The 15035-nt window shown below is 73.1% G+C and carries 11 protein-coding genes and 1 tRNA gene; 9 read left to right on the top strand and 3 right to left on the bottom strand.

Features of this window, described 5'->3' with window-relative positions; genetic code table 11:
* Window positions 1–33 precede the first annotated feature (33 nt).
* Window positions 34–106, top strand: a tRNA-Ala gene (locus OEB99_RS06530).
* Between the two features lie 180 nt (window positions 107–286).
* Here OEB99_RS06530 and OEB99_RS06525 read toward each other — a convergent pair.
* Complete coding sequence (locus OEB99_RS06525; protein WP_263509140.1) at window positions 287–1162, bottom strand: hypothetical protein; 876 nt, start codon at window positions 1160–1162, stop codon at window positions 287–289.
* Between the two features lie 200 nt (window positions 1163–1362).
* Between OEB99_RS06525 and OEB99_RS06520 the strand changes: the two genes are divergently transcribed.
* From OEB99_RS06520 to OEB99_RS06510, 3 genes are all read left to right on the top strand, one after another.
* Window positions 1363–1599: a hypothetical protein gene (locus OEB99_RS06520; RefSeq protein WP_263509139.1), complete on the top strand. Its 237-nt coding sequence runs from the start codon at window positions 1363–1365 to the stop codon at window positions 1597–1599.
* Between the two features lie 107 nt (window positions 1600–1706).
* Complete coding sequence (locus tag OEB99_RS06515) at window positions 1707–3326, top strand: metallophosphoesterase family protein (RefSeq protein WP_263509138.1); 1620 nt, start codon at window positions 1707–1709, stop codon at window positions 3324–3326.
* A 133-nt stretch (window positions 3327–3459) separates the two neighbouring features.
* Entirely contained in the window at window positions 3460–4197 is a 738-nt protein-coding gene (locus OEB99_RS06510; RefSeq protein WP_263509435.1) for a YceI family protein, read from the top strand.
* 123 nt (window positions 4198–4320) lie between these two features.
* Here the strand turns inward: OEB99_RS06510 and OEB99_RS06505 are convergent, their stop codons facing one another.
* Complete coding sequence (locus tag OEB99_RS06505; RefSeq protein WP_263509137.1) at window positions 4321–6174, bottom strand: helicase HerA-like domain-containing protein; 1854 nt, start codon at window positions 6172–6174, stop codon at window positions 4321–4323.
* A 120-nt stretch (window positions 6175–6294) separates the two neighbouring features.
* On the opposite strand from OEB99_RS06505, the gene leuS reads away from it, so the two are divergent.
* From leuS to OEB99_RS06480, 5 genes are all read left to right on the top strand, one after another.
* Window positions 6295–9216, top strand: a complete 2922-nt coding sequence (leuS, locus tag OEB99_RS06500; protein WP_263509136.1) for a leucine--tRNA ligase — start codon at window positions 6295–6297, stop codon at window positions 9214–9216.
* A gap of 107 nt (window positions 9217–9323) precedes the next feature.
* Window positions 9324–10073 (top strand): ComEA family DNA-binding protein, encoded by a 750-nt coding sequence (locus tag OEB99_RS06495; RefSeq protein WP_263509134.1) that lies wholly within the window; start codon window positions 9324–9326, stop codon window positions 10071–10073.
* Window positions 10066–11703 (top strand): ComEC/Rec2 family competence protein, encoded by a 1638-nt coding sequence (locus OEB99_RS06490; RefSeq protein WP_263509133.1) that lies wholly within the window; start codon window positions 10066–10068, stop codon window positions 11701–11703. The genes OEB99_RS06495 and OEB99_RS06490 overlap by 8 nt, the downstream gene beginning before the upstream one ends.
* Window positions 11704–11728: 25 nt before the next feature.
* Window positions 11729–12706 (top strand): DNA polymerase III subunit delta, encoded by a 978-nt coding sequence (gene holA / locus OEB99_RS06485; protein ID WP_263509131.1) that lies wholly within the window; start codon window positions 11729–11731, stop codon window positions 12704–12706.
* Window positions 12707–13276: 570 nt separating this feature from the next.
* Window positions 13277–14623 carry a helix-turn-helix domain-containing protein gene (locus tag OEB99_RS06480; protein WP_263509129.1) on the top strand — a complete coding sequence of 449 codons (1347 nt, stop codon included), beginning with the start codon at window positions 13277–13279 and terminating at the stop codon, window positions 14621–14623.
* A gap of 124 nt (window positions 14624–14747) precedes the next feature.
* Here the strand turns inward: OEB99_RS06480 and rpsT are convergent, their stop codons facing one another.
* Window positions 14748–15008: a 30S ribosomal protein S20 gene (rpsT, locus tag OEB99_RS06475; protein ID WP_263509127.1), complete on the bottom strand. Its 261-nt coding sequence runs from the start codon at window positions 15006–15008 to the stop codon at window positions 14748–14750.
* Window positions 15009–15035 lie beyond the last annotated feature (27 nt).

Genomic DNA, 15035 nt, shown 5'->3' with positions numbered 1-15035 from the left:
GCCTAGACTGGCCGCCGCCCTCCGGGGCGGAACGGGGCTGTGGCGCAGCTGGTAGCGCACCTGCATGGCATGCAGGGGGTCAGGGGTTCGAGTCCCCTCAGCTCCACCGAGAGGTCCTGAGGACTGCCCGCCTCGGGCGGGGCCAGGACTCGAAGGGCATGTGAACGGACCCGACACCGCTGAGGTGCCGGGTCCTTCGTCGTTCGGGCGGGTTTGCGCCTGTGAGATGTCGCGCTCACCTGAGCGGCGTCACCCGTGGGGCGCGGCGGCGCCCCATGGAGGTGGGTCAGCGCACCGGCCCGTGGCCGCCGCCACCGCCGCCGCCATGTCCGCCGGTGACGGTGATCTGCAGGGCGACCGAGTGCGCGAGGAAGGTCCCCGCGTCGGTCCCCGTGACGGTCACCGTGGGGATCACGAACGTGATCGTGTACGAGCCGGCGCTCGTGACCCGCAGGTTGTAGCCGTACACGACCTTGCCGGTGGCGTTGATCTCGGCGGTCGCCGCGGTGCCTTCGTGCACCACGAAGGCACCGGTCGTGTCGTTCCGGACACTGAACGTCACGCCGCCGTCGTAGACCCGCTGCTCGGTGGCCGCGAACGTGGTCGGCGTCGCCGAGAACCCGTCCTCGACGGATCCCGTCGCAAGGGTCCCGTAGTCCGACTCGCGGTCGAGTGCGCTGGGGCTCAGCTTGTCCACCGTGTAGCCGGTCATCGACGGTGCCTCACCGTCGGAGTTGAGTAGGCCCAGCTCGACGCGGATCGGGCTGTTGACCGTCAGCGCTGCGGCGCCCGTGAGGTTGTCGCCCCAGGCTGCGTCCGCCGTCGCGGTCGGCGCCGTGTAGCACTGCGCCTGCCAGCGGTTGAGCCCCTGCACGTAGAAGTACGCGGTGGGGTCGATGAGGTAGCCGGTGGACGGCTCGCCGGTCGGTGTCTCCAGGGCACCGGGTGCTGCGTCCGGGCAGCTCACGTCGGCGAACCCGCCGTCGACCATGACCGTCGGGACCGAGAGGCTGTTGGCCGCGGAGGCATCATCGCCACCGCGGCCCGACCCCGACGGCGGGCCGTTGTCTCCTTGGGCCGCACCTGCGCCCGTCATGGTTGCCGCGAGCACCAGCGTTGCGCCCGCGAGCACCCCCACCCCTCGCCACAGTGACGTCCTCATGCCGTCCTCCCCAGGACACGATCGGAGCCGATCCGCCCCCGGGAAGGTCCGCGGGGATCCCACGGCTCCTCTTTGTGGTGCACCTTCAGGCCTACGCCTGGAGGTCCGGGGACGCCAGGGTCGTTGGGCCTCGTGAGGTCCTCACGGCCGCCCGGCGTGTCCTGGTGTGTCCGGTCCGGACGCACGCCTACCGTCGGGGCATGAGCTTGCCGCACCGCCACGTGTTCTTCGCCGACGACGCCGACGGGGACGAGTGGAGCTGTGCGTGCGGGTTGGTCGCCGTGCGACAGGACGGCGAGGCCGACGGCCAGTTCGTGGTGATCGGCGCTCCCGCCTTCGCCGACCCGCTGAGCGACGCGGACGACGTGCTGCTCGCCCGGGCGCTCGAAGGGCTGGAGGCGATCGAGGAGAGCGCGGCCGGGCGCCGAAGCGCGTGACCCGTCCGGTCCGCGACCCGGCCGGGGCGGCCCGGCTTCACTGACGGCGTAACTCCTGTCCCTCGTGTGTGGCCGTCGGCGTCCCGATGCATGAGGCTGGAGGGGCGATGCACGACGACCACGACGGCGCGCCCTCGGCGCCGGTTCCCGAGGTGCGGCAGGCCAGGCCGCGCCGCGTCGTCGTCCGCCTTCTCGCCGTCGTGCTCCTGGTGGTCGCGTCGGTGACCTTCGGCGTGACCACCGCCGAGGCGCCCGGGACGCTCGGTCCGCACCTCGCTCGCTACCAGATGACGGTCGACCACGAGGTCACGATCGACCTGGGACCGCTCGGCACGCTCGTGATCGACTCGCCGTTGCCGTTCGTGCTGGGCGCGCGGGTGACCGTCGAGGAGATCCCCGCCGAGCTGAGTGCCCTCGACCAGTCCGCGACGATCGCAGCGATCTCGGGCGACCTGCAGAAGTACCTGCAGTTCTTCGGCTCGCCGCAGGTGACGCTCGAGGCGGCGGCCCGCGCGCTGCTGCTCGACGCGCTGCGGCGCACGCTCACCGCCATGGTCGTGCTGGTGGGCGCGTGGTACCTCCTGCGCCGCCTGCTCGGCCCGGTACGGCGCCACGAGCTGGCCGGGTCGGCCCGGGCACACCAGGGGGTGATCGCGGCCGGGACCGCCGCCGCGCTCCTGGTGGTGGGCACCGTGTCTGCGAGCGAGCGACGAGCGAGCGTCGCCGTCGGTGAACGGCACGCCTCGGCGGTCTTCGACGGCACACCGCTCGAAGGTGCCCGGATCACGGGCCGGCTGGCCGGCCTGATCGACACCTACGGCGGGTACGCGCTGGACCTATATCGCGAGAACGAGCAGTTCTACACCAACGCGGCCGACGCGGTGAGCCTTGCGTGGGCCGACCAGAGCCTGCGGGACGAGGCCGACGTCCTGCTGAACGGGCCGCACGCGCCGACCGCGGACACGATCGACGCGCTCGTGATCAGCGACCTGCACTGCAACGTCGGCATGGCGCGAGTGATCACCCGGGTGGCGGAGCTCGCCGAGCTGGACCTCGTGCTGAACGCGGGTGACTCCACGATCGACGGCACCGCCGTCGAGTCGTACTGCGTGCAGAGCTTCGCCCAGGCCGTGCCCGACGGCGTCGGGTACGTCGTCGCCGACGGCAACCACGACAGCGCGCTGACCTCGCAGCAGGAGGCCGCCGCCGGCGCCGTGGTGCTGTCCGGTCAGGTCGTCGAGGTCGAGGGGCTACGGATCCTGGGGGACAGCGACCCGAACGAGACGCGGATCGGCGAGGGAACGCACCCCGTCGGTGAGGAGAGTGCCGCGGACGAGAGCGCCCGGCTCGCGGACGTGGCGTGCGAGGACGGCGACGTGGACCTGCTGCTGATCCACACGCCGGTGGTCGGGACCGACGCGCTCGAACGCGGCTGCGTGCCCGCGCAGGTCTCCGGTCACCTGCACAGCCGGCAGGGGCCGTTCCCGTTCGGTGAGGGGGTGCGCTACATCTCCTCGTCGACCGCCGGAGCGCGGCTGTACGAGCCGACCGTCGGTCCGTTGGTCGGCACCGCCGAGATGACGATCCTCAGGTTCGACGCCGAGACGCACCGGATCCGGGACTACCGGCTGATCCAGGTGTTCCCGTCGGGCGAGGCGGTCGTCGGCCCTGCCCTGCGCTGGCCGTCCTCGCCCGTGGTCATGCCGCCGCTGGACGCGCCGGTCTGATCCGGCCGCGGTGACGTTCGTCACGCGACGCGCGCCACCGGGGTTCGGGAGCCCGGTCGAGGGCCGGGGCACCACGGAGTGCGGGCTACCCTTTCTCCGGCGCCGAGGACGAGGAGGTGAGGTCGTGGAAGGGATGCGGCACGGACGCGAGCAGCGTCACCCGCACCACTACCAGATCCCACCCGAGCACCGGCGGCGCTGGCTGATCACCACGATCGTCGGGCTCCTGCTCGCCGTCCTGGCGGTCACCGGTGGGCCCTGGCTGTACGCGCGGATGACCACCGGTGAACCTGCCGAGCCGCTCGAGCTGTCCACGCCCACCCCGGAGCAGACGTTCGACCCGGACGCCCCGATCGACCCGAACGGGACCTGGCAGGTCGCCGAGGGGTCGCAGGCGGGGTACCGGATCGGTGAGGTGCTCAACGGTGCGGAGGTCGAGGTCGTCGGCCGCACCGACCAGGTGACCGGCACGGTGACCATCGCCGACGGGATGCTCTCGGCGGCGGACATCACGGTGGACACCGCGTCGATCGCCACCGACCAGTCCGCGCGGGACCTGTACTTCCGGCGGGCGATCAACACGTCGGAGCACCCCGACGCGTACTTCGAGCTCGGGGCACCGGTCGACGTGTCGGCCGTCGGCACCGAGCCGGGCCCGGTCGAGCTGTCCGTGCCGGGGCGCCTGACGATCGGCGAGTCGACCGTGGACGTCACGGCTGCGCTGAGCGTGCAGCGCACGGCCGACGGTCTGGAGGTCGCGGGCACCATCCCGGTCGCGCTGTCCGACCTCGGCCTGCCCGCGCCGTCGCTCGGCTTCGTGACGGTCGACCCGGAAGGCTCGGTCGAGACGCTCCTGCTGCTGTCGCGCTGACGCAACGCACCTCCGCCGACGCAACGCACTGCTGACGCAACGCACCGCTGACGCAACGCACCGCGTACGCAAGGCACCTCCGCCGACGCAGCGCAGACAAGAGGACCGCGCGCCGAAGTCCCGTCAGCGCCGACGGGTCCCGAAGATCGTCCGCGTGATCTCGCGGCCGAGCTGCGTGCCCGCGGAGCGCAGGAACGAGTCCAGCGGGTCCGACGTGCGTGAGGACCGCGTCGTGCGCGTCGTCGAGCCCTTGCGCATCTCGCGCTCGATCCGTTCGAGCTCCTTGGCCCGGGCGGCCGCCTCCTTCTCGGCGGCCTTGGCGGCGGCTTCGGCCTCCTTGCGGGCCTGCTCGGCGGCGGCCGCGGCCTTCGCGTCGGCCTCGACCCGCGCGGCGCGCGCCGTGAGCAGCTCGTACGCGGACTCCCGGTCCACGGCGGTCGCGTACCGCGGCCGCAACGGTGACGCGGCGACCTGGGCGTTCATCGCGGCATGGTCCATCGGGTCCATCGAGGACTGCGGCGCCCGCAGCCGGGTCCAGGCGACCGGCGTCGGCGCACCCTTCTCGGACAGGACGGTCACGACCGCCTCGCCGGTGCCGAGGGTGGTCAGGAGCTCCTCGAGGTCGTAGTCGGTGTTCGGGAACGTCCGGGCGGTGGCACGCAGGGCCTTGGCGTCGTCCGGGGTGTAGGCGCGCAGGGCGTGCTGGACGCGGTTGCCGAGCTGGGCGAGCACGTCCTCGGGGACGTCCTTCGGGGTCTGGGTGACGAAGAAGACGCCGACGCCCTTGGACCGGATGAGCCGCACGGTCTGGGTGACCTGGGTCAGGAAGTCCTTGCTCGCGTCGGTGAACAGCAGGTGCGCCTCGTCGAAGAAGAACACCAGCCGGGGCTTGTCGACGTCACCGACCTCCGGAAGCTCGGAGAAGAGGTCGGCGAGCAGCCACATGAGGAACGTCGAGAAGAGCGCCGGGCGGTCCTGCACGCTCGGCAGCTCCAGCGCGGAGATGACACCTCGGCCGTCGGCCGCGGTGCGCAGCAGGTCGGCGGTCTCGAAGGCAGGTTCGCCGAAGAACACGTCCGCGCCCTGGGCCTGGAGCCCGACGATCTCGCGCAGGATCACCCCGGCGGTCGCCGCCGACAGGCCGCCGATGCCCTTGAGCTCCGCCTTGCCGTCGTCGGACACGAGGTAGGCGATCACCGCCTGGAGGTCCTTGAGGTCGAGCAGCGCGAGCCCCTGCTGGTCCGCCCAGTGGAAGATCAGTCCGAGGCTGGACTCCTGGGTGTCGTTCAGGCCGAGCACCTTCGACAGCAGCAGCGGGCCGAAGTCGGTCACGGTGGTCCGGATCGGGGTGCCGGTGCCCAGGCCGCCGAGCGTGTAGAACTCCACCGGGAACGCGGTGGCACGCCACGACTGCCCGATGCTCGTGCAGCGCGCCGCGAGCTTGGGGGAGTCGGTGCCGGGCACGGCCAGGCCGGAGAGGTCGCCCTTGACGTCCGCGACGAACACCGGCACACCGGTGGCGGACAGGCCTTCGGCCATGCCCTGGAGGGTCTTGGTCTTGCCGGTTCCGGTGGCGCCTGCGATGAGTCCGTGCCGGTTCATCATGCCCAGCGGGAGGCCGACCTGGGCCGTGGGGGACGCAGTGCCGTCCTCGACCAGTGCGCCGAGCGGGAGCGTGTGGTCGAAGGTGTAGGCCTCGGCCACCTCGCGGGCCCACCCGGAGACCTCCGTGGCGGGTGCGGCCGGCGCGTCGCTCACGGGGTCGGGGGCGGCGGCGTCCGCGGGCGTGGGGGGTGCGGCCGGGGCATCGGCGACGTCGCCGGACCCGTCGGTGGCCGCGCCGGCCGCGGCGGCGACCCGAAGGGCGTTGAGCTTCGCCTCCGCGGCCTCGGCCGCTGCCTGGGCGGCTGCGGCGCGCGCGGCTGCGGCCTCGGCCTCGGCCTGGGCGAGTGCGACGGCGGGGTCCTCGGGGCTCATGCGCCGAGAGTAGTGCGGCGCCCGCGGACCGATCATGGAGTCGGGCCGGCCGGAACGGCCGGGCGTCCGCGCGAGGGAGGGTCGGCGCGGGTGCCCGGCGTGCGCGGGTAGCCTGTGCGGGTGCCTACGCCGACGTCTCCCGAGCCAGCCTCCGACGCCGCCGCCGAGGGCGGCAACGAGGTTCCGTTCCGCTACACCGCAGCCCTGGCCGAGCAGATCGAGCTGCGCTGGCAGGACCGGTGGGACGAGCTCGGGACGTTCCACACGCCGAACCCGAGCGGCCCGCTGACCGATGGGAACGGCGCGAACGCCGACCCGGCGAAGCGTTCCTTCTTCCTCATGGACATGTTCCCGTACCCCTCGGGCGCGGGCCTGCACGTCGGTCACCCGCTGGGCTACATCGGCACCGACGTCGTGGGTCGGTACCGCCGGATGTGCGGCGACAACGTGCTGCACGCGCTGGGCTACGACGCCTTCGGCCTGCCGGCCGAGCAGTACGCGGTGCAGACCGGTCAGCACCCGCGGGTGACGACCGAGGCGAACATCGAGATCATGCGCCGCCAGCTTCGTCGGCTCGGCCTGGCGCACGACCCGCGGCGCTCGTTCGCGACGATCGACGCGGACTACGTCCGCTGGACCCAGTGGATCTTCCTGCAGATCTTCGACTCCTGGTACGACGAGGACGCGGTGCGGCCGGACGGCGGTCGCGGCCGGGCCCGCCGGATCGGTGAGCTGGTCGAGCAGTACGAGGCGGGCACCCGGTCGCTGCCGGCGGATGCGCCGGCGACCTCCTGGGCCGAGCTGGACTCGGTCGGGCGTCGTCGGGTGCTGGACGCCCACCGCCTGGCCTACGTGTCGGAGACCCCGGTCAACTGGTGCCCCGGCCTGGGCACGGTGCTGGCCAACGAGGAGGTCACCGTCGACGGCCGCTCCGAGCGCGGGAACTTCCCGGTGTTCAAGCGGAACCTGCGGCAGTGGCAGATGCGGATCACGGCGTACGCCGACCGGCTCGCGGACGACCTGGACCTGATCGACTGGCCCGAGAAGGTGCGCCTGATGCAGCGCAACTGGATCGGCCGGTCCGAGGGCGCCGAGGTGCGCTTCGAGATCATCGGCGGTGACGAGGTCACGGTCTTCACGACCCGGCCCGACACGCTGTTCGGCGCCACGTTCATGGTCGTCGCGCCCGAGCACCCGCTGCTCGACGAGGTGCCCGCGCAGTGGCCGGACGGGACGCACGGGGCATGGACCGGCGGACACGACTCGCCGCTGGCGGCCGTCGCCGCGTACCGCGCCCAGACCGCCGCGAAGTCCGCCGTCGAGCGCCAGGCCGACGCCGGTCGCAAGACCGGTGTCTTCACCGGGCACGTGGCGATCAACCCGACGAACCACGAGCTGATCCCGGTGTTCACCGCGGACTACGTGCTGATGGGCTACGGGACCGGCGCGATCATGGCGGTCCCGGCCCACGACCAGCGCGACTGGGACTTCGCGCGGGACTTCGAGCTCCCCGTCGTCCGGGTGATCGACGGACCCGGCGACATCGAGGTCGAGGCGTACACCGGCGACGGAGTCGCGATGAGCTCGTCGCACGACGACCTGTCGCTGGACGGCCTGGCGGTGACCGAGGCGAAGCGGACGATCATCGCGTGGCTCGAGGAGCACGGCATCGGCCGGGGGACCGTCACCTACCGGCTGCGGGACTGGCTGTTCAGCCGGCAGCGCTACTGGGGCGAGCCGTTCCCGGTGGTGTACGACGAGCACGACCTGCCGATCGCGCTGCCGGACGAGCTGCTCCCGGTCGAGCTGCCGGAGGTCCCGGACTACTCGCCGCGCACCTATGAGGCGGACGACGTGCACTCCGAGCCGGAGCCGCCGCTCGGGCGCAACGAGGAGTGGGTCAACGTCACGCTGGACCTGGGCGACGGCCCGAAGACCTACCGGCGCGACACGAACACGATGCCCAACTGGGCCGGCTCGTGCTGGTACTACCTGAACTACCTGGACCCGGGCCGGCGCGACGTGGTCGTCGACCCGGAGCTGGAGCGGTACTGGATGGGCGCCGGCCACGACGACCTCGCGGGCGTCTCGGGCGGCGTGGACCTGTACGTCGGCGGTGTCGAGCACGCGGTGCTCCACCTGCTGTACTCGAGGTTCTGGCACAAGGTGCTCTACGACCTGGGACGCGTCTCCGCCGTGGAGCCGTTCCGCACGTTGTTCAACCAGGGCTACATCCAGGCGTTCGCGTACCGCGACGACCGCGGGCAGCCGGTCCCGGCCGCCGAGGTGGTCGAGGACGCCGAGGCGTCGACCGGCTTCACCTGGCAGGGGCAACCGGTCACGCAGGAGTACGGCAAGATCGGCAAGTCGCTGAAGAACATGGTGACCCCGGACGAGATGTACGCCGCCTACGGCGCGGACACCTTCCGGCTCTACGAGATGTCGATGGGCCCGCTGGACCTGTCACGGCCGTGGGACACGCGTGCCGTGGTCGGGTCGCAGCGGTTCCTGCAGCGGCTGTGGCGCAACGTCGTGGACGAGACGACCGGCGAGGTGACCGTCGTCGACGTCGAGCCGGACCAGGAGACGCTCCGGGCGCTGCACCGCGCGATCGACGAGGTGCGCACCGAGATGGACGGCATGCGGTTCAACACCGCGATCGCGCGCCTCATCGTGCTCAACAACCACCTGACCGGGCTCGCCGAGGTCCCGCGGTCGGTCGCGGCGACCGCGGTGCTGCTCGCGGCACCGTTCGCGCCGCACATCGCCGAGGAGCTGTGGTCGCGCCTGGGGCACGAGCAGAGCCTCGCGTACGAGTCGTACCCGGTGGCCGACCCCGCGTACCTGGTCGAGGAGACCGTGACCTGCGTCGTGCAGGTGCAGGGCAAGGTCCGCGACCGGATCGAGGTGGCGCCGGGGATCGCCGAGGACGAGCTGGTGGCCCTCGCGCTGGCCAGCGCCGGTGCCCAGCGCGCGATGGACGGCAAGCCGGCCCGGCGGGTGATCGCCCGGCCGCCCGGTCTGGTGAACATCGTCGTCTGAGCGCTCCCGCGGCGTACGGGACGTCCACAAGGCCGCCACCCGCGGAACCGTGCACAGCGGGTGCGGGCGGACGGGTCGCTCGGTGCCCGCGCGCCTAGCGTCGCGGCGTGACACCCGAGGCGACGGACCGGCTCGCGTCCCTCGCGGTGCGCGACGGTACCGGGGCGGACCCCGTGGGCGAGCCGGAGCTCCTGACCGGCGCACGGCTGCGCACCCAGGAGGCGCTGGCGGCGGCGGCACGGCGGTCCTCGGTGCCCGCCGCCAGGCGTCGTCGCTCGCTGCGGTGGTCCGTGCGTCCGAGGGCCGCCGGCGCGGCCGCCGCGCTGCTCGCGGTCGCCGCGTTGGTCCTGTGGTGGCAGCTCCGCCCGGCCGGGCAACCCGTCGTCGTGTCACTCGCCTCGTCGAGCTCGTCGGCCGCGGCGGGCGGCGGCCCGGCAGATCCCGCTGCTGACGCCGGCAGCGAGCTCGTGGTGCACGTGGTGGGCGAGGTGCGCGAGCCCGGAGTCGTCCGGCTGGCGACGGGTGCGCGGGTCACGGACGCGATCGATGCCGCCGGGGGCCCGACCGAGGAGGCCGACCTCGCCGCGGTGAACCTCGCCCGCGTGCTGAGCGACGGTGAGCAGATCGTCGTGCCGGGGCCGCAGACCGCCGACGACGTCGGGCCGTCGACACTCGACCTCAACTCGGCGACCGCCGAGGAGCTCGACGCGCTGCCTGGGATCGGCCCGGTCCTCGCGGCGCGGATCGTCGCCTGGCGTGACGAGCACGGCAGGTTCAGCACCGTCGACGAGCTCGCCGAGGTCAGTGGCATCGGCCCGTCGCTGCTGTCCGGGCTCCGTGAGCTGGTCCGTGTCTGAGCGTCCCGTCGACCTGCGGCTGCTGCCCGCCGCCGTCGGCTCCTGGTGCGCGGCAGGGCTCGGGGTTCACGCTCAGGGCGCGGCCGGGCCGACACCGGCTCTGCTCGCGGTGATCGTCGTCCTCGGGATGATCGCCCTGGCGCTCGTCGTGGTCTGCGCACGTCGCCCGTCGGCGGGCGGCGTCGGTCGCGGTGCTCGGCGCGCTGCCGGTTCCCGGGACGAGCTCCGGCGGAGCCGTCGGCCGCGTCCGCGCCACCGTAGGCCCGCACCGGTCAGGGATGTCGCGGGGGCCACGCTGGTGGCCGTGGCGGCGGTGACGGCCGTCCTGGTGTCCTGCGCCGCGCACCTCGAGGCCCGTGCCGACGGGCCCCTGCTGGAGGCCGCCGAGCAGCGGGCCACCGCGGTCGTGGAGGGCGTCGTCGTCGGCGAGGCGGCTCCCGCCCCGGTGGCGTGGGACCGCGAACGGGTCAGTGCCGTGGTCCTGGTCGACCAGGTCGCCGCTCGGGGGCGCACGGGACGCGCCGCGGCCGAGGTCCTCGTCACGGGGGACGCCGCGTGGCTGGACGTCCCGCTCGGCGCTCGGGTCAGCGTCCTCGGACGGCTCGCACCGCTCGACGGACGGCGGCCCGCGGTGCTCGCGACCGGTGCGTTCGAGGTGCTCGCCGCGCCGGGTGCCGCGCTCGGTGCCGTGGCCCGGCTGCGCTCCGGGCTGCGCACCGCGACGGCGTCGCTCGATGGTGACGCGGCCGCGCTCGTGCCCGGCGTCGCGATCGGCGACGTCTCCCGCGTGACCCCCGAGCTCACCCAGGCCATGCGGGTCGCGGGTCTGAGCCACCTGGTGGCGGTGTCCGGTCAGCATGTCGCGATCGTGCTGCTCGCGGTGATGGCGCTGGCCGGCGCGGCGCGCGCGCCGCGGTGGCTGCGGGCGGTCCTCGCAGGCGCCGCCGTGATCTCCTTCGCGCTCCTCGTCGGGCCGGGCGCGAGCGTGCTCCGGGCGGCCGTCATGGGTGGCGTCGGCGCTCTCGCGCTGGCGCTCGGACGGCCGTCCTGGCCGCTACCGGCGCTGGGCGTCGCCGTGGTCGGCCTCCTGGTGGCCGACCCGTGGGCGGCGGGCTCCCTGGGCTTTCAGCTCTCGGTGCTGGCCACCGTGGCCATCGTCCTCCTCGCCGGTCCGAGCGCCCGCGCCGTGCACGAGCGGTGGCCGCCGCAGCTTCGCACGAGGCCGTCGGTGGGGGCGCTCGCGGTGCTCACCGTGCCGCTCGCGGCGCAGAGCGCGGTGGCGCCCGTGCTGGTCCTCGTGGACCCGGTCGTCTCGCCGTGGGCCGTCCCGGCGAACGTGGTCGCGGCACCGGCCGTGGTCCCGGCGACCCTTCTCGGGCTCACCGCGACGGTCCTTGAGCCGGTCTGGTCCGGCGGCGCCGTGATGGTCGCCCGCGTCGCGGCGTACCCGGCGGCGTGGCTCGGGACCGTCGCGCGGGCGACCGCCGGACTGCCCGGCGCGGCGACCCCGTGGCGTGAGGGCGCTCTCGGAGCGCTCGGTCTCGCGGCGCTGCTCGCCGCGGCGTGGCTGGCGGGGCGGGTGCTGCTGGTCCCGGCGACCGCGCGGGCGTCGCGCCACGGGGCGGCGTGACGGCGGTCCGTGGCAGGCTGTCCCCGTGCCGGCACCGACCATCACCTGGGACCAGGTGACACCAGCTCCCGTGGTGCTCGTCTCGGGTCCGGAGGGTCTGCTCGGCGAGCGGGCCGTCGATCGCGTGATCGCTCTGGCCCGCGAGGCCGATCCCGAGGTCGAGGTGACCCGTCTCGAGGCCGCGGGTTACGAGTCGGGGCAGCTGGCGGTCGCGACCAGCCCGTCGCTCTTCGGCGAGGCCAGGGTCGTCGTCCTGGCCGGCCTCGAGTCCGGTACCGACGCCGCCTTCGCCGATGTGCGCGCCTATCTCGAGGCGCCGGAGGCCGACGCGGTGCTCCTGCTGGTCCATGCCGGCGGCAACCGCGGCAAGCCCGTGCTCGACGCCGTACGGGCGGCCGGTGCGACGCAGGTCGTCTGCGCCCCGGTCAAGCGCGACGCGGACAAGGTGGCGTTCGTCTCGGCAGAGCTCTCCCGCGGTCGCCGGCGTGCGGAGCCCGCTGCGGTGCACGCCCTCGTCGAGGCGTGCGGCGCGGACCTGCGTGAGCTGGCCGCGGCCTGCCAGCAGCTGCTTGCGGACACCACGGGTCTGATCTCGGCGGACGTCGTCGGCCGCTACTACGGCGGACGTGTCGAGGCCACCGGGTTCCGGGTGGCCGATGCTGCCGTCGAGGGCAACGCGGGGGAGGCGGTGGCGATGCTCCGCCACGCTCTCGCCACGGGCACCGACCCGGTGCCCCTGGTCGCCGCACTCGCCGCACGACTGCGCACCTTGGCCAAGGTGGCTGCGGCCCGTGGGCGCGGCCTGACCGCCCAGGATCTCGGCATGGCCCCCTGGCAGCTCGACCGGGCGCGCCGCGAGCTCGTCGGCTGGCGCCCGGAGACGCTCGCGGCGGCGATCACCGCTGTCGCCCAGGCGGACGCCGAGGTCAAGGGCGCGGGGCGCGACCCGGTGTTCGCGGTCGAGCGCGCGGTGCTCCGGGTCTCGCAGGCGGCCCAGGGCTGAGCCGCTCGGCAATCGGTCGGAGTCCCAGGAGTCATAGCCCTTGTGACTCATCCGATCGGATGACGAGTCAAACGGTCCGATGTGACACATCTCACAGTCGCGGTTGGTGCGATTTGGGGCGATTCGTCCCGATTCGCCACGGGAATGGGGGTGGTCAGAGATGATCGGCTCTGTCATAGTGGTCATGACAAGCCCGATCCGAGGAGTATTACAATGACCCGCATCGTCAAGGCTGCTGCGATCGCCCTCGTCTCTGCTTCGCTCGCCATCATCGGTCTTCCGCTCACCGGCGACGCCGTCGCGCCGGCGAGCACCGGCTGCTGCCGGATGTGACAACGCGCCCGCCGGGCTCGCCCCGGCTCCCGAGGGTCGTCGGCTGCCGACGACCCTCGCGGGGCGTCGGCAGTGCGGTGGCGCGACCGCGTCCCTCCGCGGTCGCGCTTCGGCCCGCGCCGTCGCGAGCTCGTTGGGCCGAACGGGGGATGCGCGTCCGATTCGTCCGTTGTCGCGTGGTCCCAGGTCTGTGCACGTTCTGTCAATACCGGTAAGTCATGGGTATGGTGATGAGTTGTGACTGAACTCTCCGATCGCCTTCGCGCCGAGCGCGTGCGTGCTGGGCTGTCCCAGACAGCCCTCGCGGGCGACGACTTCTCGCCGTCGTACGTCTCCCTGATCGAGGCCGGGCGGCGTACGCCGACCGACAAGGCGCTCGCCGTCCTTGCGGAACGGCTCGGTACCACGGCCGACTACCTGCGCTACGGCGACAAGGCGCCGAGCGAGGAGCGTGCGCGCCTCGAGCTCGGCTACGCGCGCATCGCGTTGGCGAACGGAGAAGCGGCGGAGGCTCGCAACCGTCTGCTCGCGCTCGACCTCAGCTCGATCGCGCCACGGCACCAGGCCGAGGCGCTCCTCGCCCTGGCCCACGCGCACGAGGCACTGGGCGACCTCGACGCTGCCGTCGCGGTCCTCGAGCCGCTGCTGGCGGAGGCGCGTGAGCACGCACGGTGGCTGCAGGCCGCCGTGGTCGCCGCGCTGCTGTGCGGCATCTACGTCGAGGCCGGTGACCTGAGCCACTCGATCGAGCTCGGTGAGGAAGTGCTGACCGAGCTCGACGAGGCCGGCCTCTCGGCGACCGACGAGCACCTGCGCCTCGCGTCGTCGATCCTCTGGTCGTACTACCAGCGTGGCGACCTGCTGTTCGCGGCGCACCGTGCCTCGGGGCTGATCGAGCTCGCGGAGCGGGACGGCACCCGGCGTGGCCGGGGCAGCGTCTACTGGAACGCCTCGCTCGTCGCCGAGGGCCGCGGTGAGTACGCCGAGGCCCGACGGCTCACCGAGCGGGCGATCGCCTACCTGAGCGAGGAGACCCCGAACCGTGACGTGCCGCGGCTGCGGCTGCACTACGGCTGGCTCCTGCTGCGGTCGAACCCGCCGGAGCCCGTCGCGGCGCTCGAGCAGCTGGGCCTTGCCATGGAAGGCCTCGCGAACGTCGGGACCGAGCTCGAGATCGGGCGTTGCCTCTTCGAGACGGGCCGGGCCCACCTGCTGCTCGGTGACGCCGCTCGCGCCGAGGAGCTGACCCGGGCGAGCCTCGAGCGCATCGGCGACAGCGGCGACTTCGACGCCTGTGACGCCCACATCGTGCTCGGCGACGCGCTGGCCGCGACGGGTCGGCTCGACGAAGCCCTCGACGAGTACCGCTGGGCGGCCGACCGGCTCGCCATGCTCTCGGCCGGTCGTCAGTCGGCGTCGGTGTGGCGCTCCCTCGGCGACCGCCTCGTCACGATGGGCGACCAGGCCGCTGCGGCCCGCGCGTATGCGACAGGCCTGGACGAAGCAGGCATCCGGCCGACGACTTTCTCGATGACCACGCGGCATCCGCTCACAGTCGGGTTCAGCGAGCCGAACGAGAGCTGACGGCCGCGAACACTGCGGCCCAGCCCTCCCGGCTTGCTGGGGGAGTCGGGGCGGTCACGTCGCGAACGAGAGAGGGCGCCTCCCGTCGGGGGAGGCGCCCTCTGTCGTAGTCAGGGTGCGTCGCTCAGAGTGCGGCGACCTGCTTGGCCAGGCTCGACTTGCGGTTGGCAGCCTGGTTGGCGTGGATGACGCCCTTGCTGACCGCCTTGTCGAGCTTCGTCGACGCGCTGCGGAGCGCAGCGTCGGCCGCCTCCTTGTCGCCGGCGGCGACGGCCTCGCGCACCCGGCGCACGTGCGTCTTGAGCTCGGACTTGACTGCCTTGTTGCGCAGGCGGGCCGCCTCGTTGGTGCGGATCCGCTTGATCTGGGACTTGATGTTGGCCACGTTTGACTCTCTTTGTGTTCGCCGAAG

Source organism: Actinotalea endophytica (assembly GCF_025717005.1).
GTDB lineage: Bacteria > Actinomycetota > Actinomycetes > Actinomycetales > Cellulomonadaceae > Actinotalea.
Note: the sequence above shows the minus strand (reverse complement) of the source record. Positions and strands in the feature narration are given on the sequence as shown.

What these genes read in the sequence shown, in the direction of transcription:
- OEB99_RS06505 (WP_263509137.1), bottom strand. Translation starts at nt 6,174, where the DNA reads ATGAGCCCCGAGGACCCCGCCGTCGCACTCGCCCAGGCCGAGGCCGAG.
- OEB99_RS06515 (WP_263509138.1), top strand. Translation starts at nt 1,707, where the DNA reads ATGCACGACGACCACGACGGCGCGCCCTCGGCGCCGGTTCCCGAGGTG.
- OEB99_RS06510 (WP_263509435.1), top strand. Translation starts at nt 3,460, where the DNA reads ATGCGGCACGGACGCGAGCAGCGTCACCCGCACCACTACCAGATCCCA.
- OEB99_RS06525 (WP_263509140.1), bottom strand. Translation starts at nt 1,162, where the DNA reads ATGAGGACGTCACTGTGGCGAGGGGTGGGGGTGCTCGCGGGCGCAACG.
- OEB99_RS06520 (WP_263509139.1), top strand. Translation starts at nt 1,363, where the DNA reads ATGAGCTTGCCGCACCGCCACGTGTTCTTCGCCGACGACGCCGACGGG.